The organism is Pseudorhizobium marinum (assembly GCF_000705355.1).
Lineage (GTDB): Bacteria > Pseudomonadota > Alphaproteobacteria > Rhizobiales > Rhizobiaceae > Neorhizobium > Neorhizobium pelagicum.
In genome coordinates this window covers 159236-178231 of sequence record NZ_JMQK01000008.1, presented here as the reverse complement: position 1 = coordinate 178231, position 18996 = coordinate 159236, and the positions used below count along the sequence as shown (strand labels likewise).

The window sequence follows — 18996 nt, the reverse complement described above, 5'->3', positions numbered from 1 at the left end:
GGTGAGATAGTCGAGTTGATCGACAAACGCCAGCGGAAATGGACGCGCAGGCCTCAGACGAAGCGCGCCTCAACGTCCGCAGAATAGGCATCGTCCTGAAAGGCGCCGTGAAAGATGAGCTCCGCCCCGAGTCGGCCGATCTCGTCGGAACTCTTGGCGGCCGCACCGCAGCCACCCGACAGCACGCCGATCCTGTCTGAGTCGGACATCGAGATGGCCGGATAGCCGGTCGGAGTGAACGAGGTGACGCAGGCCGCCATGTGCGTCCGCGACAGGTCGAGCTCCGGCATCAGCCGGCTCATCACGCTCGTCAGGTGCCGGTGGGTGCTCTCGCGGCCGCCGGAGCGGAACCAGGCGCGGATGTCGGCCTCGCGCTCCAGCCGCACATCGTCTGGATCGCCGCCGATCTTCAGGTAAAGCTTGCCATCGGTGTAACGGACCGGCGGCAGGAGATAGATGCCGTCCTCCTCCTCGTTCCACTTCCAGATCAGCGACGGCACCCTGCCCCAGACCTGCATGGCGCTTTCGTCCACCTCGTAGAAGGCAATGGTGCGGGCGAAGACATCGAGGGCAAGCCGCCGCGGCAGCAGCGCCTCGTTGATCGAGAAGCCGCCGGCGGCAACCAGCACCCGGTCGGCAGAATAGACTTGGCCCTCCGCGGTCGTCACCACGGCCCTGCTGCCGTCGTCGCGCACCGAGGCTGCCGTCTCGCGCAGGAGCGCACAGCCCTGGCGCTCGGCCAGCACGATCTGCGCCTTCACCAGCCGGCGCGGGTTGATGTGGCCGGCATTCGTCGCTTCCCAGACACCTTCGCTGCCCTGCGGAAAGGCGAAGCAGGAGAACTTCGTGTCCAGTGCGGAGCCATCCAGCACCTCGGGCTGCACGCCGAGGCGGTCGGCTGCATCCAGCACGTCTCCGACGTAGGACGGGCCGCCAGCGCGCTTCGGCCCGACGAGGAGGCAACCGGCCTCTGAGTAGAAATCCACGCCGCTGTCCGCCGCGATCTCCGGATATCGGGCGATCGACCGGTGCGCGAGACGGGCCCAGACCGGATCGGGATCGATCGTGCGGGTGATTCGCGCTTCGTCGTAATGGCTGCCGAAGACGCCCTCATGGGTCTTCGGGTCTGTCGGCTCGGCCGGCCCCAGGAGCGCCACGCCATCCGTCCACTGCGACAGATGCCGGGCGGCCGCCGCCCCCATCATGCCTGCACCGACGATCAGATACTTGAAGTGTTTTGCCATTCCCATGCCTCACTGAAAGACCGGCGCCATCTGGTGCCCGAAATCGTCTTCGCCCAGACCGCCCTGGAGCAGCAGGAGCGACCCCAGCCGCCCGATTTCGTCCGACGATTTGGCAGCCACGAAATTTCCGCCGGCGAGAACCGCAATCCGGGAAGATTCGGTATATCCCGCATAGGGGCGCGCGGTCGGCGTGAAGCTCGCGACGCAGGCCGCCGATGATGTCGGGCATCCGGCAAGACCCGGCATCAGCTGCAGGGCGATGTCGATCAGGCGCTGCCGCTCTGCCGCATCGCCGGACGTCCGGAACCAGGCCTGGGCGTCCTCCAGCCTGTCGAAACCTCCGGCCTCGATGTCGCCGCCGAGCTTGAGATAGACCTTGCCGTCGGGGTAGCGGACGGGCGGCAGGATGTAGACGTGATCCTCCTCCCGGTCCGTGAACACGATCGTCGAGGGCATGGTGGAAAACGTCGCCATCTCCGCCTCGCCGAGCTCGAAGAACACCACGGTGCGCGGGGCTGCCCGCAGGGCGAGCGCGCGCGGCAGAAGGGTCTGGAAGTTGCTGAAGGCGCCGGCGGCGACCAAGACGCGCTCGGCCAGATAGTCCCCGCCCCCGGTCTCGACCCGGACGCGGTCACCCTCGTCACGGACGGACGTCACCATCTGCGCGATGTGGCGGACGCCGCCGCGCGTCGCCAGCAGCGTCTGGGCCCGAACGAGCGCGCGGGGATTGATATGACCGGCCTTCGTCTCCTCGTGGTAGCCGGTCACATGGGACGGAAAGTCGAATTGCGGGAAACGTTTGGCGAGTTGCGTGGGAGGCAATGTCTCGACCGGAAACGCCATCGACAGCGCCACGGCAGAGGCACGATGGAGATAGTCGGCCTCCGAGCGCGGCTGCGGGCCGACGAACAGGCAACCCACCTCGCTGTAGAAGCCGATCCCGCTTTCGTCCTCGATCTGGCGGTAGCGGTCGAGGGAGCGGGAGGCAAAACTGGCCCAGAGGGCGTCGGCATCGAAACGGCGGGTGATGCGGGCCTCGTCGTAGTGGCTTGCGAACACCCCGTCATGCGACTGGTAGTCTAAGGGCTCCGCCGGTCCGATCAGGGCAACGCCTTCGGTGGACTTGGAGAGATGACGGGCGGCGGCGGCACCGAACATGCCGCCACCGATGACGATATACCTGAAGCTTTCTGCCACGCCTGCCCCTGCCGGTCGAATTGATCCGGAAGGGTTTTAGCCGCTCCCGGGCCTCGAGCGCCAGTGGCAAAGCAGCACGGCAGGATCAGGACTGGAGCAGCGCCAGAACCTTGCCGCAGTAGCGCTTGGAGATCGGGTTCATGCGCTTGGCGCCGTGGCCGGCATTGTACTTGAGGATGGTGCCGCAGGTTTCTCCGCCGCCCAGCTCATGCGCCGCCGCCAGGTACTTCATGCCGAATTCGATGTTGGTTTCCGGATTGTAGAGGCTCTTGACGCTGCCCTTGTAGCCCATCATCCGCGCCGTCGCCGGCTTGATCTGCATCAGACCGACCTCGCCAGCCTGACCGCGCGCCTTGGGATTGAAATTGCTCTCCACCTTCACGACGGCATGGGCAAGATCGACCGGCACACCGTAGGCCTTGGCAAACTTGGTGATGATCTTCGAATAGGGATTGGCGGATTCCATGGCAGCGGACAAGGGGCTCTTGGCCGAAGCGTAACCGGACTTGCTGACTTTCGATTGCAGCGCGACGGTCTTCGTCTTCACCTTTTCCTCGCCGGCGAACGAAGCCTGGGGAACAGCGATGAGCATGGAGAAACATGCCGCAGCGGCAACAATTGCATTTTTCATTTTCGGGGAAGCTCTCCGATTGCAAGGTCTCGTCTGGGCAAGCGCCAGCCGCTGCGCACCGCGCCCAAAAGACGCTGCGGCAGTGGGTAAGACCCACGATTCATTGATGTTTGCGGCCCCCGTCCTTCGGTGTCGGCCACGTCGATGGATTGGGTTTTAAACGGCGTAATGCGGAAATGATGTGGCGCCGGTGATTTTTTGTCCCGGCGGCGGGGAACCGAAACCCGGTTGGCGCATTAGGACGGGTTGTATTTCGGGAGCGAGACGATCAGCCGATGCAGCGTATCGATCGTCGAAATATCGGCGATCCCGTCGACCCGCTGCGGGCGGAAATGGCGCTGGAACGCCTCGATGACGCCCCTGGTCCTGTCGCAGAAATACCCTGTGATCTCAATGTCGTAACCATAGATCGACAGCATCGACTGAAGGGCCTCGATGGGTTGCCCCGTCTCGCCTCGCTGGAAGAAACGGCCGCTGGTGATCGGCGCCGGTTCGACCCAGTGTCCGACGCCTCCCGAGTGCAGCGCCGACCATGGGAAATTTTCACCCGGATCGATCTTGCGGATGGGGGCAATATCCGAGTGCCCCAGCACCCTTTCGGGGGCAATATTCCAGCGTGAGCCGCAATCGCGACACAATCTGACGACCGCTTCGATCTGCGCCGCTGGAAATGGCGGCAGCCCGTCCGGGTGCCCGGCGTTGGCGATCTCGATTCCGATCGAGCTGGAGTTGATGTCGCTCTCGCCACCCCAGCAGCTCTTGCCCGCATGCCAGGCGCGCGCGCTCTCCGGCACCAGTTGCAGGACGCGCCCGTCTTCATGGACGAAGTAGTGGCTGGACACCTGGCTGTCGGGATTGCAGAGCCAGGACAGGGCCTGCTCGTGATCCGGCATGCCCGTGTAGTGCAGGATGAGCATGTCCGGGCTGCGCTGATCGGCGCGAAGCCCGTGATTGGGTGAGGGTCTGACCACTGCGCCGGGAAAATCGGCGGCGAATTCGCTCATGCCGCGCGGCGCTCTTTCTCGATTGCGGCATAGGCCGCATTGAGCGCTGCCATGCGTTCGTTGGCGGCGGCATGCAAGGCGGGAGGCACGCCGCGGGCGATCAACCGGTCCGGATGATGCTCCGACACGAGCCGGCGATAGGTCTTGCGAATCGCGGCGAACTCGTCGTCCGGCGAAACGCCGAGAACGAGATAGGGGTCCCTCCCCTCGATATGGACGTGGCGGGCCAGGATGCGGCGGAAATGCTCTTCGTCGATCTTGAAGATCTCGGCGATGCGCGCCAGGAACGCCAGTTCCTTCTCGTGGATCAGGCCGTCGGCCTTGGCGATATGGAAGAGCCCGTCGATGACGTTCTCGAGCATCGGGCAATTGTCATCGCCGCTGCCACAAAGCCCCGACAATCGGGTCGCATAGGCCTCATAGCCTGCAATGTCCTGCCGCGCGAGGTTGTAGAGCCGCGCCACGTTCTGCGCTTCCTCCAGCGGGAAGTCGAAGATCTGCCGGAAGGCATCCACTTCCTTTTCCGTCACCAGTCCATCGGCCTTGGCCATCTTCGCCGAAAGCGCAATGATGGCCACCGAGAACGACACCTGGCGGCGCATTTCGGGATCGCCCTCGAAGAGGGTGCGGATCGCTTCGACCACCCGGCCGAGCGCACCGCCAGCGGCGTCGCCGATGGCGCCGATCAGCCTGTCCCACAGGGAGGATATTTGGAAGCAGGAAAAATCAAAAATCATGCCGCAGATGACCAGATAATCGGGTTGGATGCAATAAGTCGAACGTCCCGGAAAAGATTAAACTCTGTTCATCCTTTCCGAACAACGAACCCAACTGTCAGATCTTCCAGCAGTTCCGAAGCCGACAGATTTCACTCTCGCTTCGAATTCGGTTCCGTCCGCCGGGTTCCGGCTGGCCCCAAAAGCTCCGCTCAGGTTCTTGCAATTGTCCTACGGCAGTTTTCCACAGCCGGATCTCCAGCCCCTTCACTTTGAACCGATTAGATCGCCCACCTCCTGCCGGAAGTGGATCAATCTCGTCGAAACACCCGATTTCCTTGGGAAATTTCCTTTACAGCTGCAGCTGCGTGCTCCATCCATTGCTCACGATCCGAAAGGCGGAAGCCGGCGCAGGCTGGCGCACAAGGAGGCTGAGATGGCGAAACAGAAAGTGGCAATGCTGACTGCGGGCGGACTGGCCCCCTGTCTTTCATCGGCTGTCGGCGGACTGATCGAGCGATACACGGACATCGCTCCGGAGATCGAGCTGGTCGCCTACCGGTCCGGCTACCAGGGCCTGCTGAAGGCAGACCACATCGCGATCACGCCGGATATCCGCGAAGGCGCGCATCTTCTCCATCGCTACGGCGGCTCGCCGATCGGCAACAGCCGCGTCAAGCTGACCAATACGGCCGACTGCGTGAAGCGCGGCCTCGTCAAGGAGGGGCAGAACCCGCTTCAGGTGGCAGCCGACCGGCTGGCCGAGGATGGCATCACCATTCTCCACACCATCGGCGGCGACGATACCAACACCACCGCTGCGGATCTCGCCGCCTACCTTGGCGCCAACGGCTATGACCTGACCGTGGTCGGCCTGCCGAAAACGGTCGACAACGATATCGTCCCGATTCGCCAGTCGCTGGGCGCCTGGACGGCCGCCGAGGTCGGAGCGCATTTCTTTGACCACGTCAGCAACGAGCAGAGTGCGGCCCCGCGCAGCCTCGTCATCCATGAGGTGATGGGCCGCCACTGCGGCTGGCTTACCGCCGCCACCGCCCGCAAATACATCCAGCGCACCCAGCACAACGAGTATGTCGAGGGCCTGATGATGAACACCTCGATGAAGAACATTGACGGGCTCTATCTCCCGGAGATGGCCTTCGATTTCGAGAAGGAGGCGGAGCGCCTGCGCCAGGTGATGGACGAACGCGGCTATGTCACGCTCTTCGTGTCCGAGGGCGCCTGCCTCGACGCCATCGTCGCCGAGCGCGAGGCCTCCGGCGAAGACGTCAAGCGTGATGCCTTCGGCCACGTGAAGATCGACAGCATCAATGTCGGCAACTGGTTCCAGAAGCATTTCGCCGCCAGGCTCAACTCGGAGCGGTCCATGGTGCAGAAATCGGGCTATTTCGCCCGCTCGGCGCCGGCCAATGCGGGTGACCTGCGACTGATCCAGAGCATGGTCGATCTGGCGGTCGAGAGTGCCCTCAACCGCGTCTCGGGCGTCACCGGGCACGACGAGGACCAGGACGGACGTTTGCGAACAATCGAGTTTCCGCGAATTAAGGGTGGAAAACACTTCGATCTGTCGGCAAAATGGTTCGGTGACGTTATGGACTTCATTGGCCAGCCTTTCGAGGCCGCCTGATCCCGACGTCTGAAATCGCAATGCTGAGGAGGACGTGATGACGGCCGAAACCTGGGTAGCCTTCTGTGCTGCTGCCATCCTCATCACGCTGCTTCCGAGCCCCGTGGCCAGCCTGATTGCGCGGTTCGCCGTTCAGAGAGGCCGCCGCAGCGCCTTCGTCACAGTCCCCGGCGTCGCGCTGGGGATGGGCACCGCCATGACGATTGCCGCCCTTCCCCTGGCGGCGCTCGTCTGGGCAGCGCCGGCCCTGCGCGAGCCGCTCTCGTGGCTCGGCCTGGCCTATCTCCTCCTCTACATTCTCTGGTCGTTCCAAGAGCCGTCCGCCCGCGCGCCGCTCGCGAGCAACGACAATCTGCCGCAACAGCGGCCTCTGGGTATTTTCGTCCACTTCTTCCGGGAATGTGTCGGGACGGGCCGCTATCTGGTGGTGCTCGCCGCCCTTCTTTCCCAGTTCCTCGACCCGGTCATGGCTGTGCCGGCTCTGGCCCTGGAGATGCAGGCGGCCTTCGTGCTGGCGGTGGCAGCCGGCGCCACGCTGCATGTCCTCTTCCCCCAACGCACCCTGAACCGGCTCCGTCGACCCGCGCGGCGTCATCCAGCCTCGCACAAGATGCAGACCAGATATATCGCCCGCCGCGCCGTCAGTGCCGGGTTCCGGCGCATTGCCGCATGAGGGCGACTTGTTCCCTTCAAGGGAATGGGTTAATGAGATTCCTGTTCGATGGCGTTTGGGCGGCTGGGGACAAGCACGTAAACATCATGAGAGCGACCCAATGGCGATGACCCTACTCTTGAGCCGTACTGCACTCGCCTCGCTGGCGCTGACTGCGGCGCTTTCGGGATGTTCGAGTGTCGAGCCGGCGCCGAACAAGACCTCTCGCCTCCAGCCCGCTTCAAGTCCCGTTCAGCAGGCGAACGCCGCAGAGGTGGCGGATGAGAGTTCCTCGACCGAGGTTGCCTCCGCCGCGACGCCCGGGGCGACGGTGTCCATTTCCAAGACTGGCCGCATTCACCTCGCTATTCCCGATACGACGTCCGTTGCACATGCGCAGCAGGCCGCCATGGAGGCGCCTGAAATGGCGCCGCAGGTTGCCTACGCCACCAGCAATCCGGTATCGGCGACAACGGCCGCCGTCGCCATCCAGTCGGTCGCCTCCGCAGCGACCGTTGATGTCGTCACGGAAACGGCCAGCATCGCACCGACTCCACTCGGCGGACAGACTCTGACGGCGGAAGAGGCCGCGCTGACGCCGGACATGCGGTCCCTGCAGGCAGCAATTCCCACTCCCCGTCCCGACATCAAGGCGCTTGCCTACGCCAGCGCGCCTGCTGCGCCGGCTGCCGTCGCCACCCTTCAAGCGGTCGATACCCGCCGCGCGTTTCCGCCCGCACCGGGTGATCCCCTTCCCGAAACGGCGGCTGCAAGCCCGCCGGAACTGACGAAACTGATCAAGCATTACGCCGGTCTCTATGGCATTCCCGAATCGCTGATCCACCGCGTCGTCCAGCGCGAGAGCCGCTACAACCCCAAGGCCTACCACAAGGACGGCTACTGGGGTCTCATGCAGATCAAATACGCGACGGCCAAGTCGATGGGCTACAACGGCCGTCCTGAGGGCCTTCTCGACGCCGAGACCAACCTGAAGTATGCGACGAAGTATCTTCGCGGCGCCTGGCTTGTGGCCGACAACAGCAACGACAACGCCATCCGTCTCTATGCGCGCGGCTATTACTACGATGCCAAGCGCAAGGGCATGTTGCACGTTCTGAAGCAGTAGTCAGCGGCTCAACTTCACGATTTCCCGCACCAGTGGAACGACATCGTAGCCTGTCCGGCGCGGTGTCAGTCCCAGCCGAACGACCGCAAGGTCGAGCGACCGCATGACGGCAATCGTCTGCCCGTCGTGCCCCTGCAGGAAGAAGGTATCCTCGGGAAGCTCGGTTTCGTCGGGGCCGGGAAGCCAGGTCTGCATCTGCGAATAGCGGCCCTCCGACGTGCCGTTCGGCTGTGCCATCATCGCCACGAACCGCTCCGGCAAAAGGCGCTCGCCGTTCCACAGGCCGTCGCGCAGCAGAAAAAGCGCGAATCGCGCCCAGTCACGCGCGGTCGCATACATGTAGGAACTGCCGACGAAGGTGCCCGCGGCATCCACCTCCATGACCGCGCTGTCCATGCCGAGCGGCCGGAACAGGGCCTCCCGGGGATAGGCGAGCGCCGTCGCGGCATCCCCGAGACGATCCATCCAGATGCGCGACAGCAGGACGGCACTCCCGGAGGAATAGCTGAAGCGCGCACCAGGCTCGGCGCGCAGCGGCGCATCGGCGGCAAAGGCCGCCATGTCCGGCTCGAGATAGAGCATCTGCGTCACATCCGTCACGGAGCCGTAGCTCTCGTTGAAGGCGAGCCCGTCCTCCATCGCCAGAAGATCTGCAAGCGAGATATCCGCCCGCGGGTCGCCCTGCCACTGGGCAAGCAGTGCCGTCTCGTCCATCCTCATCCGGTTCTGGTTGATCAGCGTCCCGATGATCGCCGCGTTGACCGTCTTCGTCATCGACCAGCCGAGCAGGACTGATTCCGCCGAAAAGCCTTCACCATAGGCTTCCGCGACGATCCGACCGCCGCGCAGCACGACAAGCGCCCGCATGCCGTCGCCGGTGAAAGCAGGATCTGAAAGAAGTGCCGCAACAGACTGGTCTGACTCTGCAATCTTCCCCTCCGGCCACCGGCTCTCGACAGGCCGGTCGACGGCAGGGGCGCCTGTGATCGAGATGTCCTCGGGAGGACCGCCCTGCGGCAGCACGGTGCACCCCAGGCCTGCACGGTCGACGGCTTCATTGCCGGCGAGGCCTCCCAGAAACGCCGCCTGCACACGACCCGACGAGTGGTCGACGTCCACCTGCATCAGCCGCAGCAGCGGATTGCCCGGCGCCTGGACATCGACCGACAGGACGTCATCGGGATCGCGACCGTTCAGGAACACGTTGGAGCAGACCATTTTTGCGGCATACCCCGCCCCGACGCGCAGCAAGGCCGGGGGCGAGAACAGCATCCAGAGAAGACCTCCGGCAAGGACCACCGCAAGGGCAAGGGCAACAAACTTCAGAATGCGGACGGGACGGGTCATGGGCGCTCCTGTGATGCTCCATGCAAGCAGCAAAACGTCGGGGAGAAAACCCCTGATCCCTTTGCCCACAGGCCACGTCATTAATCTGTAGCACGGCGCGTCTAGATGCACGTGACACCAAGGCGGGAGATTTCAGGATGGCGGACGTTGCTCACCACGCGGGTTACCGCAAGAACCGGCCCCTCAAGGACGCGCTGCTTCAGCACAAGGCGCTGACGCGCAAGGGGCTTTCGGAACGGCTTTTCGGACTTCTGTTTTCCGGCCTCGTCTACCCGCAGATCTGGGAAGACGCCGATGTCGACATGCAGGCGATGGAGCTCGGTCCGAAGCACAGCATCGTCACGATCGGCTCCGGCGGCTGCAACATGCTCGCCTATCTCAGCCGCGCGCCGCAGGCCATCGACGTCGTGGACCTGAACCCGCACCACATCGCGCTGAACCGGTTGAAGCTTGCGGCCTACCGGCATCTGCCCACCCACAACGACGTCGTTCGCCTCTTCGGAATGGATCAGGTCGGCACCAACAGCGCCAGCTACGACATGTTCGTCGCTGCCAACCTCGACCAGGCGACCCGTGCCTACTGGGAGCGCCGCAGCATGACCGGCCGCCGCCGCATCGAGGTGCTGAACGGCAATATCTACCGGACCGGACTGCTCGGCCGCTTCATCGGCGCCGGCCATCTTCTGGCGCGCCTTCACGGCGTCAACCTCACCGATTTCGTCAAGACCCGCTCGCTGCGCGAACAGCGCCAGTTCTTCGAGACAGAGATCGCGCCGCTGTTCAACAAGCCGCTGATCCGCTTCATCACAAGCCGCAAGAGCTCGCTCTTCGGCCTCGGAATCCCGCCGCAGCAATACGACGAGCTGGCGCGCGGCGCCGAGGGCGGTTCGATCGCGCCGGTGCTTCGCCAGCGCCTGGAAAAGCTCGCCTGCCACTTTCCACTCCGCGACAACCATTTCGCCTGGCAGGCCTTCGCGCGACGCTACCCGGCAACCCACGAAGGCAGCCTGCCGACTTATCTGCGGCCTGAAAACTACCTGACGATCCGTGACAACGTCGAGCGGGTCACCGTCCACCATGCGAGCTTCACGGAACTGCTGGCGAAAAAGCCGGCCGCTTCGGTCGACCGCTACGTGTTGCTGGATGCCCAGGACTGGATGACCGATGTCCAGCTGAACGAGCTGTGGTCGGAAATTTCCCGCACGGCCGCTCCCGGCGCCCGCGTCATCTTCCGGACGGCCGCCGAAGAGAGCGTCATCGAGGGCCGCGTCGCACAGACCCTGCTGCAGCGCTGGGCTTATCTTGCCGACCGCTCGAGAGAGCTGAACCTGCGCGATCGCTCCGCCATCTACGGCGGCTTCCACATCTACGAGTTCCGCGGATGAGCGAGCTTCCGCAGGCAGCCGGCACCATGGACATCGAAGGCGAACACGCCGAGCGGATGGACCGGATGTACCGCTATCAGCGGCACATCTACGACCTGACCCGCAAATACTACCTCCTCGGGCGGGACCGGGCGATCCTCGACCTGCAGGTTCCGCGGGACGGCCGGCTGCTGGAAATCGGTTGCGGCACCGGCCGCAACCTTCTGAAGGCGCACCGTCTTTATCCGACCGCCCGGCTCTACGGCCTCGACATCTCCGCCGAGATGCTGAACAGCGCGCGCCGCCACTTCGAGCGCGAGGTGACAAGCCCCGTCCTCGTCCGCGCCGATGCCACGAATTTCGATGCGGCGGAGTTCGGTACGGATCGCTTCGAGCGGGTGATGATCTCCTACGCGCTGTCGATGATCCCCGACTGGGAAGCCGCCATCGACGCCGCGCTGGCTGTGGTCGCACCGGGAGGATCGCTGCACATCGTCGACTTCGGCCAGCAGGAGCGCCTGCCCCGCTGGTTCCGGAACCTCCTTGTGGGCTGGCTTGCCCGTTTCCATGTCACGCCGCGGGCACGGCTGCAGACGGCGCTCGAGGAAAGGCTGGAGCAAGCCAATGCCGATATGATCTTCGAGGAGATCGGCGGCGGATATGCGTGGCACGCCATCGTGCGCAAGCGCATCTGACCCGTCTCCCCTTGCCCCGGCGCCGCTTTTGCGGCGTTATGGCGAGCAAGGAAGAGGACGGCTTCAGGCTTCACCCACGCGGGACCTGTCGGCGCAGCATACGGGATATCGATGACACGGCTTCTGATCGCGCTCCTTTCCGCAGCGTTTCTGCTCTCTGGATGCAGCGTAATGGACTACGACGACTTGACCACTGCGTCGATCGTCCGACCGAAGTTCCAGGACAATGATCCGGTCGATTTCGGCAACAAGCATCCTCACAGGCACGACATTCACGGCATCGACGTCTCCAAGTGGAACGGTGACATCGACTGGCGCACCGCCAAGGGATCCGGCGTCTCCTTCGCCTTCATCAAGGCGACCGAAGGCAAGGACCGCATCGACAGCGGCTTCGAGCGCAACTGGCGCCAGGCCGCCGCAGCCGGCGTTCCGCATGCGCCCTACCACTTCTACTATTTCTGCTCCACCGCCGACGACCAGGCCGACTGGTTTATCCGCAACGTCCCGAAAGCCTCGGTCCGTCTGCCGCCTGTTCTCGACGTGGAATGGAACCACGCCTCCCCGACCTGCAAGCTCCGCCCGGATTCCACCACGGTGCGCGCCGCCATGCAGCGGTTCATGGACCGCATCGAGGCCCACTACGGCAAGCGACCGATCATCTACACCACGGTCGACTTCCACCGCGACAACCTCGTCGGCCACTTCGACGACTACCATTTCTGGATCCGCTCGACCGCCGCGCATCCGGAGGACATCTACGCCTCGCGGCGCTGGGCGTTCTGGCAGTACACGGCCACCGGCGTCGTGCCCGGCGTGCCCGGCAACACCGACATCAATGTCTTTGCCGGCACGGAGAAGAACTGGCGGACCTGGCTGGCCTCCGTCGGCGGCTGACGGTTGAGCGGCAGCGGAACATGCCGGGACACCGGCGTTTGCCGCGCTTCCGTCACATTGATTGCCCAGACCCGGCAGACCTGTTTCCCTTTGCCGTCTGATGGAGCGTCCGATGCCGATAGCCCGCAACCTGATCCTCTCTGCCCTGTTGTCGACCGCTTTTGCCTCCTCGGCGCTGGCGCAAAGCTGCGGCGGCGATCTCGGTGCCTTTCTTGAGGGTGTGAAGGCGGAAGCCGTCGCCAAGGGGATCCCGGCAGAGGTGGCCGACCGGGCCCTCTCCGGCGCCCGCATCGATCCGAAGGTACTTTCGCGCGACCGCGCCCAGGGCGTTTTCAAGCAGACCTTCCTGGAGTTCTCGCAGCGCACCGTGAGCCAGGCCCGCCTCGACATCGGGCGCCAGAAGCTCAAGCAGTATGCGGACGTCTTTGCGCGCGCCGAGCAGGAGTTCGGCGTGCCGCCTGGTGTGATTGCCGCCTTCTGGGCCATGGAGACCGATTTTGGCGCTGTCCAGGGCGATTTCAGCACCCGCAATGCGCTGGTGACACTCGCGCACGATTGCCGCCGACCGGAACTCTTCCGGCCGCAACTGCTCGCACTGATCGAGATGGTGCAGCACGGCGACCTCGACCCGGCGACCAGTACCGGCGCCTGGGCCGGCGAGATCGGCCAGGTCCAGATGCTTCCCGAGGACATCATCGCCTATGGCGTCGACGGTGACGGGGATGGCCACGTCAACGTCAAGCAGAGTTCCCCCGACGCCATCCTGACGGCCGCCAAGTTCATCCAGAGCCTCGGCTTCCGTGCCGGCGAGCCCTGGATCCAGGAAGTCACTCTTCCCGCCGATCTGCCGTGGGAAAAGAGCGGGCTTGGCAATGAAGTGCCCGCCAGCGAGTGGTTTGCCATGGGCGTGACGCCGCGCGACGGCGACACCACGTCCGGCGCGCTGCCGGCGGCGCTCGTGCTGCCGCAGGGCCGCAATGGTCCAGCCTTCCTCACCTATCCGAACTTCAACATCTATCTCGAGTGGAACCAGTCGTTCATCTACACCACCTCGGCCGCCTATTTCGCCACGCGCCTGATGGGCGCTCCGGCCTACCAGAAGGGCAATCCCGATACAGGTCTCGACGATGCCGCCATGAGGGCGCTGCAGACGAAGCTGCAGAGCGTCGGCCACGATGTCGGCAAGGTGGATGGCATTCTCGGATCCGGCACCCGCCGCGCCGTCCAGAAGGAACAGGCGCGCCTCGGACTGCCGGCAGACGGCTGGCCGACCCAGGAACTCCTGCAGGCTCTCTGAGCCCGGGGTTCCCAGCAAGATTCGGGTGGCGCAGAAAGCTGCGCCCCCCTATTCCTTCGACCTCGTCCGAGGGAGAATCACATGGCACCTGAATCACCACAACGGCTGTCGGCAACCGCCTGGGGGCTCTTGCTGCTGCTAGGCCTGATCTGGGGCGGCTCGTTCTTCTTCGCCCGCGTGGCGGTCCTGGAAGTGCCGCCCTTCACCCTGGTCTTCCTGCGATTGTCGATCGCCGCCCTGGCGCTGCACATCTACCTGCATGGGCGCCGCGATCTCTACAGGACGCTTCGCTTCCATTGGCGCGCCTTCGCCATCATGGGTCTCCTCAACAACGCTTTGCCCCACACGCTGATCTTCTTCGGCCAGACGGAGATCGGCGCCGGCCTCGCCTCGATCCTCAATGCAACGACGCCGATCTGGACGGTCATCATCGCCAACCGCCTGACGACGGACGAGAGGCTGACGGGCGCCAAGCTCGCCGGCTGCGCCATCGGCCTTGCGGGCACCGCCGTCCTGATCGGGCCAGCGCTTTCCTCGGCAGCCCATGCGCCGCTCTGGGCCCTGATCCTGCCGGTCGCAGCCGCGATCTCCTACGGCTTTGCCGGCACCTTCGGCAAACGCTTCCGCGGGATCCCGGCGCCGGTGACCGCAACCGGCCAGTTGACGGCGTCCTCCCTGATGATGCTGCCGGTCGCTCTCGTCATGGACCAGTCCTGGTCGCTGCCGATCCCGAGCACGGCTGCAATTCTGGCCATCCTCGGGCTTGCGCTCCTGTCGACCGCCTTCGGCTATTTGCTGTACTTCCGAATCCTGACCCTGGCCGGCGCCACCAATGCCTCGCTGGTCACCCTGCTCGTGCCGCCAAGCGCCATCGTCCTCGGCGCCCTGTTCCTGAGCGAGCGGCTGACGTGGACGGACATGGCGGGAATGGCGCTGATCGCGCTGGGTCTGGTGGTCCTCGACGGTCGGCTTTTCCGTCGCCTGAGTCCTGCTGCAGCGCGGTAAGGGCGGGCGCTCGGCGTCTAAAGGCTCACGGAATGTAACTCTTCCTAACAGCAGGAGAGCGGAAATTCACGATTTATCCACCATGAAAATTAACAGATTTGTTGATTTATAACAGTGGGTTGGTCGTCATTTTCAAATGAACGCAGATAGCTGCCGCCTGCACCGCAGCATAAAATTTACTTTTCAAACGGGTGAAAAGAGACATACACTCCCTCAGTCAGCACAAGGAGGCAGACATGGGGCGCGCTTACTCTCTGAATGTCCTGGCAGTTGGTGTAGCATTCGTATTCGTGGCTTCCATGCTCTTCATTTGAGCGCCACAGTTTCACAACTACCGGTCATATCTGGCATCCGTGACAATCATATAAAGATTTGAAAGCAGGAAACGCAGCTCCATCGGGCTGCGTTTCTTCTTTCGTCCTGTCAGGCGGCAGCGCCCGTCTGTGCCGGCCGCTTCGGGCGGCCAAGCCGCTCCAGCACGGCGTTGACGAGGCCGGACCTGTTCATCGTGTAGATGTGGAAGTCGTCGATGCCGCGTCGCTGCAGGTCTTCGATCTGCTCGGCAGCCACATCCGCAGCCACCTTCGCCCGCTCCTCGGGCTTGTCGTCAAAGCCCGCGAACCGGTCGTCCAGGAAAGACGGCACCGACGCGCCGCACCGTCCGGCGAACCGCTTCAGCTGCGTCAGGTTCTGGATCGGCATGATCCCCGGCACGATGGGAATGCTGATGCCTGCCGCCCGGACCTTTTCAAGGTAGCGCTCGAAGACGTCGTTCTCGAAGAAGAACTGGGTGAGAGCCCTCGCCGCTCCGGCGTCGGCCTTGCGCTTCAGGGTCTCGATGTCGGCCGCCATGTCCGGGCTTTCCGGATGCTTCTCGGGATAGGCGGAAACGGAAATGTCGAAGTCACCGAGGGCACGGAGGCCGGCAACGAGTTCGGCCGTATCGGTGTAACCCTCCGGGTGCGGTACATAGGCCGTCCCGACGCCGCTGGCGGAATCGCCGCGAAGCGCGACGATATGGCGGACGCCGGTCGCCTTGTACTCGGCGACGACGGCATGCACCTCCTCGCGCGAGGCATCGACGCAGGTCAGGTGGCCGGCCGTCACGAGCGGTGTCTCCTCGACAAGCCGCCGGATCGTCGCCAGTGTCGGCGCCTTGGTGGAGCCGCCGGCCCCATAGGTGACGGAGACGAACTCCGGGTTCCAGTCGCGCAGCTCGGCGACCGTCTGCCAGAGCTGCCCCTCCATCTCGGGACCCTTGGGCGGAAAGAACTCGAACGAAACGCTGAAGGCGTCTCGTGAAGCTTGACCGGTTCTCATGCGTGTTCTCCCTGAGTAGCCGTCATGTCGTGGGCCGAACTGGGTTCGGCGATCAGCAGGCGTTTGTCGCGGGCAAGCCACAGCGTCGCCGTCAGCGACGGGGCGATCTTCTGCCCGGACGCCAGATCGACGACCTCCTCGACCTCCAGGCCCACCTTTTCCAGCCAGTCGCTCATGATCTGGTGTGAAAAACCGAGGCGCACGTGAGCGTGCTCGTCGCGAAGGTATTCGAGCGTGTGGGGGGCGAGATCGACGATCAGGAGCCGCCCGCCGGGCCGCAGCACCCGGGCCGCCTCGGCGATCGCCAGCTCCGGCTGGTCCAGGAAGTGCAGCACCTGATGGATCGTGATGAGGTCGAAGTCCTGCCCCTCCACCGGCAGGTTGAGGATGTCCCCGTGCCGGACGGAGGCCTTGAGGATGCCGGCATTGTCCAGATTGGCGCGCGCCACAGACAGCATGTCCCGACTGGCATCGACGCCGACCGCGCGCCTGTAGATGTCCGACAGCAACTGCAGGATCCAGCCTGTTCCGGTTCCCAGATCCAGCAGCGAATCGACGGGCGTCCGGCCGATCAGCCCAAGAAGCGCCTTCTCGACGGCGGCATCGCTGACATGCAGGCGCCGCAGCTCGTCCCATTCGGACGCGTTGCGGCTGAAATAGGCCTGTGCCCGCTCCGCCCTCGCCCGCTTCACCGTCGCCAGCCGCTCTCCATCGCGCACCAGCACCGGCTCGTCTGAAGCGGCCGCGGCCAGCAGGGTTTGCACCAGCACCGCTGCCCGGCCGTCCTGCTTCAGGCGGAAATAGGCCCAGGCACCCTCCTGATACCGCTCGATCAGGTCCTCCTCCGCCAGAAGCTTGAGGTGACGCGAGATGCGCGGCTGGGATTGGCCGAGAATTTCGGTGAGGTCGCTGACAGTGAGGTCGCCGTCGGCCAGAAGGGCCAGAAGGCGAAACCGCGTCGGTTCGCCGACGGTCTTCAGCACATCCACCAATGTATCGAGCGACAAACCCATTCGCACCAGCCTTACGCAATCAAGATATAAAGATATCTTTATATGAGGCGGAGCGGTCGTGCAACCCGATTGTCGTCGTGTCGGTGGAAAAGCAGAAGGCCCCGGCAGCCCGGAGCCTCCTGCATTATCAGGTCAGTGTGACGGTCAGCGCGTCAGGCGCTTGTAGGTCTGGCTGCCGGGATTGAGGGCGTCGGCACCGAGACGACGAATCTTGTCCTGCTCGTAGTCTTCGAAGTTGCCTTCGAACCACTCCACATGGCCGTCGCCTTCGAAGGCGAGGATGTGGGTGGCAAGACGGTCGAGGAACATGCGATCGTGGCTGATGATGATGGCGCAGCCGGCAAAATTCTCGAGCGCCGTTTCCAGCGCGCCGAGCGTTTCCGTATCAAGGTCGTTGGTCGGTTCGTCGAGGAGGAGAACGTTGCCGCCGGCCTTCAGCATCTTGGCAAGATGCACGCGGTTGCGCTGGCCGCCGGAGAGGTTTCCGACCTTCTGCTGCTGGTCGCCGCCCTTGAAGTTGAAAGCACCGCAATAGGCGCGGGAGTTCATGTCGAACTTGCCGAGCTTGATGATTTCGGCACCGCCGGAGATTTCCTCCCAGACCGTCTTCGAACCGTCCAGCGCGTCGCGGCTCTGATCGACATAGCCAAGGTGCACCGTGTCGCCGATACGGATCGAACCGGCATCCGGCGTTTCCTGTCCGGTGATCATCTTGAACAGCGTCGACTTGCCCGCGCCGTTCGGTCCGATGATGCCGACGATGCCCCCCGGCGGCAGCTTGATCGACAGGTCGTTGATCAGCGTGCGACCTTCAAAGCCCTTGGTGATGCCGTCGAGCTCGATGACCACCTGGCCGAGGCGTTCGGATACGGGGATGATGATCTGTGCATCGCCCGGCCGGATGCCTTCCGCAGCATCCACCAGCTGTTCGTAGGACCGGATACGCGCCTTGGACTTGGCCTGGCGTGCCTTCGGGCTGGAGGCAATCCATTCCTGTTCGCGCGAGATTGCTTTCTGGCGGCCGGCATCTTCGCGGGCTTCCTGCTGCATGCGCTTGGCCTTGGCGGTGAGATAGGCCGAGTAATTGCCTTCGTAGGGAATGCCACGGCCGCGGTCGAGCTCGAGGATCCAGCCGGTGACGTTGTCGAGGAAGTAGCGATCGTGGGTGATCATCATCACGGCGCCGGGATAGGCGCGCAGGTGCTTTTCGAGCCAGGCAATGGTTTCGGCGTCGAGGTGGTTGGTCGGTTCGTCGAGCAGCAGCAGGTCCGGCTGCGACAGAAGCAGGCGGCAGAGCGCGATACGGCGACGCTCACCACCGGAGAGAACCGAGACGTCGGCATCCTTCGGTGGGCAGCGCAGGGCTTCCATCGCCATCTCGACCTGCTGTTCGAGATCCCAGAGGTTCTGGCTGTCGATGACGTCCTGAAGCTTTGCGCCCTCTTCCGCTGTCTCGTCGGAATAGTTCATCATCAGTTCGTTGTAGCGGTCGAGCACCGCCTGCTTGTCGGCCACGCCTTCCATGACGTTCTCGAAGGCGGTCTTCGTCTCGTCGAGATGCGGCTCCTGCTCCAGGTAGCCGACGGTCGCGCCTTCGGCGAGCCAGGCTTCGCCGTTGAACTCCTTGTCCTGGCCGGCGATGATGCGCAGCACGGTGGACTTACCGGCGCCGTTTGGACCGAGGATACCGATCTTGGCGTCCGGGTAGAAGGACAGGCTGACGTTCTCGAGGATCTTCTTGGCGCCGTAGGACTTGTTCAGTCCCGACATGTGATAGATGAACTGGCGTGCCATCGTGAAATTGCTCCGGGCAGAATGGGAAGTTGCCGCTATGTAGGCGAAT

17 protein-coding genes are annotated in these 18996 nt (G+C 64.0%); 8 read left to right on the top strand and 9 right to left on the bottom strand.

Going from position 1 to position 18996, the window contains the following annotated elements:
- Positions 1–53: 53 nt before the first annotated feature.
- The 5 genes from EO99_RS0111715 to EO99_RS0111695 form a co-directional block, all read right to left on the bottom strand.
- Positions 54–1244, bottom strand: coding sequence for an FAD-dependent oxidoreductase (locus EO99_RS0111715; RefSeq protein WP_029618829.1), 1191 nt, complete (start codon positions 1242–1244; stop codon positions 54–56).
- A gap of 9 nt (positions 1245–1253) precedes the next feature.
- The gene (locus EO99_RS0111710; protein ID WP_029618828.1) at positions 1254–2441 is read right to left on the bottom strand and encodes an NAD(P)/FAD-dependent oxidoreductase; all 1188 of its coding nucleotides are present in this window, start codon (positions 2439–2441) and stop codon (positions 1254–1256) included.
- Positions 2442–2526: 85 nt separating this feature from the next.
- Positions 2527–3072: a lytic transglycosylase domain-containing protein gene (locus EO99_RS0111705; RefSeq protein WP_029618827.1), complete on the bottom strand. Its 546-nt coding sequence runs from the start codon at positions 3070–3072 to the stop codon at positions 2527–2529.
- 236 nt (positions 3073–3308) lie between these two features.
- Complete coding sequence (locus tag EO99_RS0111700; protein WP_029618826.1) at positions 3309–4076, bottom strand: N-acetylmuramoyl-L-alanine amidase; 768 nt, start codon at positions 4074–4076, stop codon at positions 3309–3311.
- Positions 4073–4813 (bottom strand): J domain-containing protein, encoded by a 741-nt coding sequence (locus tag EO99_RS0111695; protein WP_029618825.1) that lies wholly within the window; start codon positions 4811–4813, stop codon positions 4073–4075. Before EO99_RS0111695 ends, EO99_RS0111700 begins: the two co-directional genes overlap by 4 nt.
- Positions 4814–5228: 415 nt before the next feature.
- On the opposite strand from EO99_RS0111695, the gene EO99_RS0111690 reads away from it, so the two are divergent.
- The 3 genes from EO99_RS0111690 to EO99_RS0111680 all read left to right on the top strand — a co-directional run bounded on the left by EO99_RS0111690 (position 5229) and on the right by EO99_RS0111680 (position 8218).
- Entirely contained in the window at positions 5229–6440 is a 1212-nt protein-coding gene (locus EO99_RS0111690) for a pyrophosphate--fructose-6-phosphate 1-phosphotransferase (protein WP_029618824.1), read from the top strand.
- A 37-nt stretch (positions 6441–6477) separates the two neighbouring features.
- Positions 6478–7113 carry a LysE family translocator gene (locus tag EO99_RS0111685; RefSeq protein ID WP_051679814.1) on the top strand — a complete coding sequence of 212 codons (636 nt, stop codon included), beginning with the start codon at positions 6478–6480 and terminating at the stop codon, positions 7111–7113.
- 100 nt (positions 7114–7213) lie between these two features.
- A complete protein-coding gene (locus tag EO99_RS0111680; protein ID WP_029618822.1) occupies positions 7214–8218 on the top strand; it encodes a lytic transglycosylase domain-containing protein in 1005 nt (334 codons plus the stop codon).
- Here the strand turns inward: EO99_RS0111680 and EO99_RS0111675 are convergent, their stop codons facing one another.
- Positions 8219–9565: a serine hydrolase domain-containing protein gene (locus tag EO99_RS0111675; RefSeq protein ID WP_029618821.1), complete on the bottom strand. Its 1347-nt coding sequence runs from the start codon at positions 9563–9565 to the stop codon at positions 8219–8221.
- 137 nt (positions 9566–9702) lie between these two features.
- Here EO99_RS0111675 and EO99_RS0111670 point away from each other — a divergent pair, with 137 nt between their 5' ends.
- The 5 genes from EO99_RS0111670 to EO99_RS0111650 all read left to right on the top strand — a co-directional run bounded on the left by EO99_RS0111670 (position 9703) and on the right by EO99_RS0111650 (position 14820).
- On the top strand, positions 9703–10950 hold the full coding sequence (locus EO99_RS0111670) for a DUF3419 family protein (protein ID WP_029618820.1): 1248 nt from the start codon (positions 9703–9705) through the stop codon (positions 10948–10950).
- Positions 10947–11624 carry a class I SAM-dependent methyltransferase gene (locus EO99_RS0111665; RefSeq protein ID WP_029618819.1) on the top strand — a complete coding sequence of 226 codons (678 nt, stop codon included), beginning with the start codon at positions 10947–10949 and terminating at the stop codon, positions 11622–11624. Before EO99_RS0111670 ends, EO99_RS0111665 begins: the two co-directional genes overlap by 4 nt.
- A gap of 111 nt (positions 11625–11735) precedes the next feature.
- A complete protein-coding gene (locus EO99_RS0111660; protein ID WP_029618818.1) occupies positions 11736–12518 on the top strand; it encodes a glycoside hydrolase family 25 protein in 783 nt (260 codons plus the stop codon).
- 112 nt (positions 12519–12630) lie between these two features.
- Positions 12631–13815, top strand: a complete 1185-nt coding sequence (locus EO99_RS0111655) for a lytic murein transglycosylase (protein ID WP_029618817.1) — start codon at positions 12631–12633, stop codon at positions 13813–13815.
- Positions 13816–13896: 81 nt separating this feature from the next.
- Positions 13897–14820, top strand: a complete 924-nt coding sequence (locus EO99_RS0111650) for a DMT family transporter (RefSeq protein ID WP_029618816.1) — start codon at positions 13897–13899, stop codon at positions 14818–14820.
- A 423-nt stretch (positions 14821–15243) separates the two neighbouring features.
- Here the strand turns inward: EO99_RS0111650 and metF are convergent, their stop codons facing one another.
- The 3 genes from metF to ettA all read right to left on the bottom strand — a co-directional run bounded on the left by metF (position 15244) and on the right by ettA (position 18947).
- A complete protein-coding gene (metF, locus tag EO99_RS0111645; protein ID WP_029618815.1) occupies positions 15244–16140 on the bottom strand; it encodes a methylenetetrahydrofolate reductase [NAD(P)H] in 897 nt (298 codons plus the stop codon).
- Positions 16137–17153: an ArsR/SmtB family transcription factor gene (locus EO99_RS0111640; RefSeq protein ID WP_051679813.1), complete on the bottom strand. Its 1017-nt coding sequence runs from the start codon at positions 17151–17153 to the stop codon at positions 16137–16139. The genes metF and EO99_RS0111640 overlap by 4 nt, the downstream gene beginning before the upstream one ends.
- A 144-nt stretch (positions 17154–17297) precedes the next feature.
- The gene (ettA, locus tag EO99_RS0111635; protein WP_029618813.1) at positions 17298–18947 is read right to left on the bottom strand and encodes an energy-dependent translational throttle protein EttA; all 1650 of its coding nucleotides are present in this window, start codon (positions 18945–18947) and stop codon (positions 17298–17300) included.
- Between the last annotated feature and the right edge of the window lie 49 nt (positions 18948–18996).

Bases quoted from the DNA above. Each gene is read 5' to 3' on its own strand.
- EO99_RS0111695 (WP_029618825.1), bottom strand. From the start codon at position 4,813: ATGATTTTTGATTTTTCCTGCTTCCAAATATCCTCCCTGTGGGACAGG.
- EO99_RS0111680 (WP_029618822.1), top strand. From the start codon at position 7,214: ATGGCGATGACCCTACTCTTGAGCCGTACTGCACTCGCCTCGCTGGCG.
- EO99_RS0111660 (WP_029618818.1), top strand. From the start codon at position 11,736: ATGACACGGCTTCTGATCGCGCTCCTTTCCGCAGCGTTTCTGCTCTCT.
- ettA (WP_029618813.1), bottom strand. From the start codon at position 18,947: ATGGCACGCCAGTTCATCTATCACATGTCGGGACTGAACAAGTCCTAC.
- EO99_RS0111670 (WP_029618820.1), top strand. From the start codon at position 9,703: ATGGCGGACGTTGCTCACCACGCGGGTTACCGCAAGAACCGGCCCCTC.
- EO99_RS0111690 (WP_029618824.1), top strand. From the start codon at position 5,229: ATGGCGAAACAGAAAGTGGCAATGCTGACTGCGGGCGGACTGGCCCCC.
- EO99_RS0111705 (WP_029618827.1), bottom strand. From the start codon at position 3,072: ATGAAAAATGCAATTGTTGCCGCTGCGGCATGTTTCTCCATGCTCATC.
- metF (WP_029618815.1), bottom strand. From the start codon at position 16,140: ATGAGAACCGGTCAAGCTTCACGAGACGCCTTCAGCGTTTCGTTCGAG.
- EO99_RS0111650 (WP_029618816.1), top strand. From the start codon at position 13,897: ATGGCACCTGAATCACCACAACGGCTGTCGGCAACCGCCTGGGGGCTC.
- EO99_RS0111685 (WP_051679814.1), top strand. From the start codon at position 6,478: ATGACGGCCGAAACCTGGGTAGCCTTCTGTGCTGCTGCCATCCTCATC.
- EO99_RS0111675 (WP_029618821.1), bottom strand. From the start codon at position 9,565: ATGACCCGTCCCGTCCGCATTCTGAAGTTTGTTGCCCTTGCCCTTGCG.
- EO99_RS0111665 (WP_029618819.1), top strand. From the start codon at position 10,947: ATGAGCGAGCTTCCGCAGGCAGCCGGCACCATGGACATCGAAGGCGAA.
- EO99_RS0111640 (WP_051679813.1), bottom strand. From the start codon at position 17,153: ATGGGTTTGTCGCTCGATACATTGGTGGATGTGCTGAAGACCGTCGGC.
- EO99_RS0111700 (WP_029618826.1), bottom strand. From the start codon at position 4,076: ATGAGCGAATTCGCCGCCGATTTTCCCGGCGCAGTGGTCAGACCCTCA.
- EO99_RS0111715 (WP_029618829.1), bottom strand. From the start codon at position 1,244: ATGGCAAAACACTTCAAGTATCTGATCGTCGGTGCAGGCATGATGGGG.
- EO99_RS0111655 (WP_029618817.1), top strand. From the start codon at position 12,631: ATGCCGATAGCCCGCAACCTGATCCTCTCTGCCCTGTTGTCGACCGCT.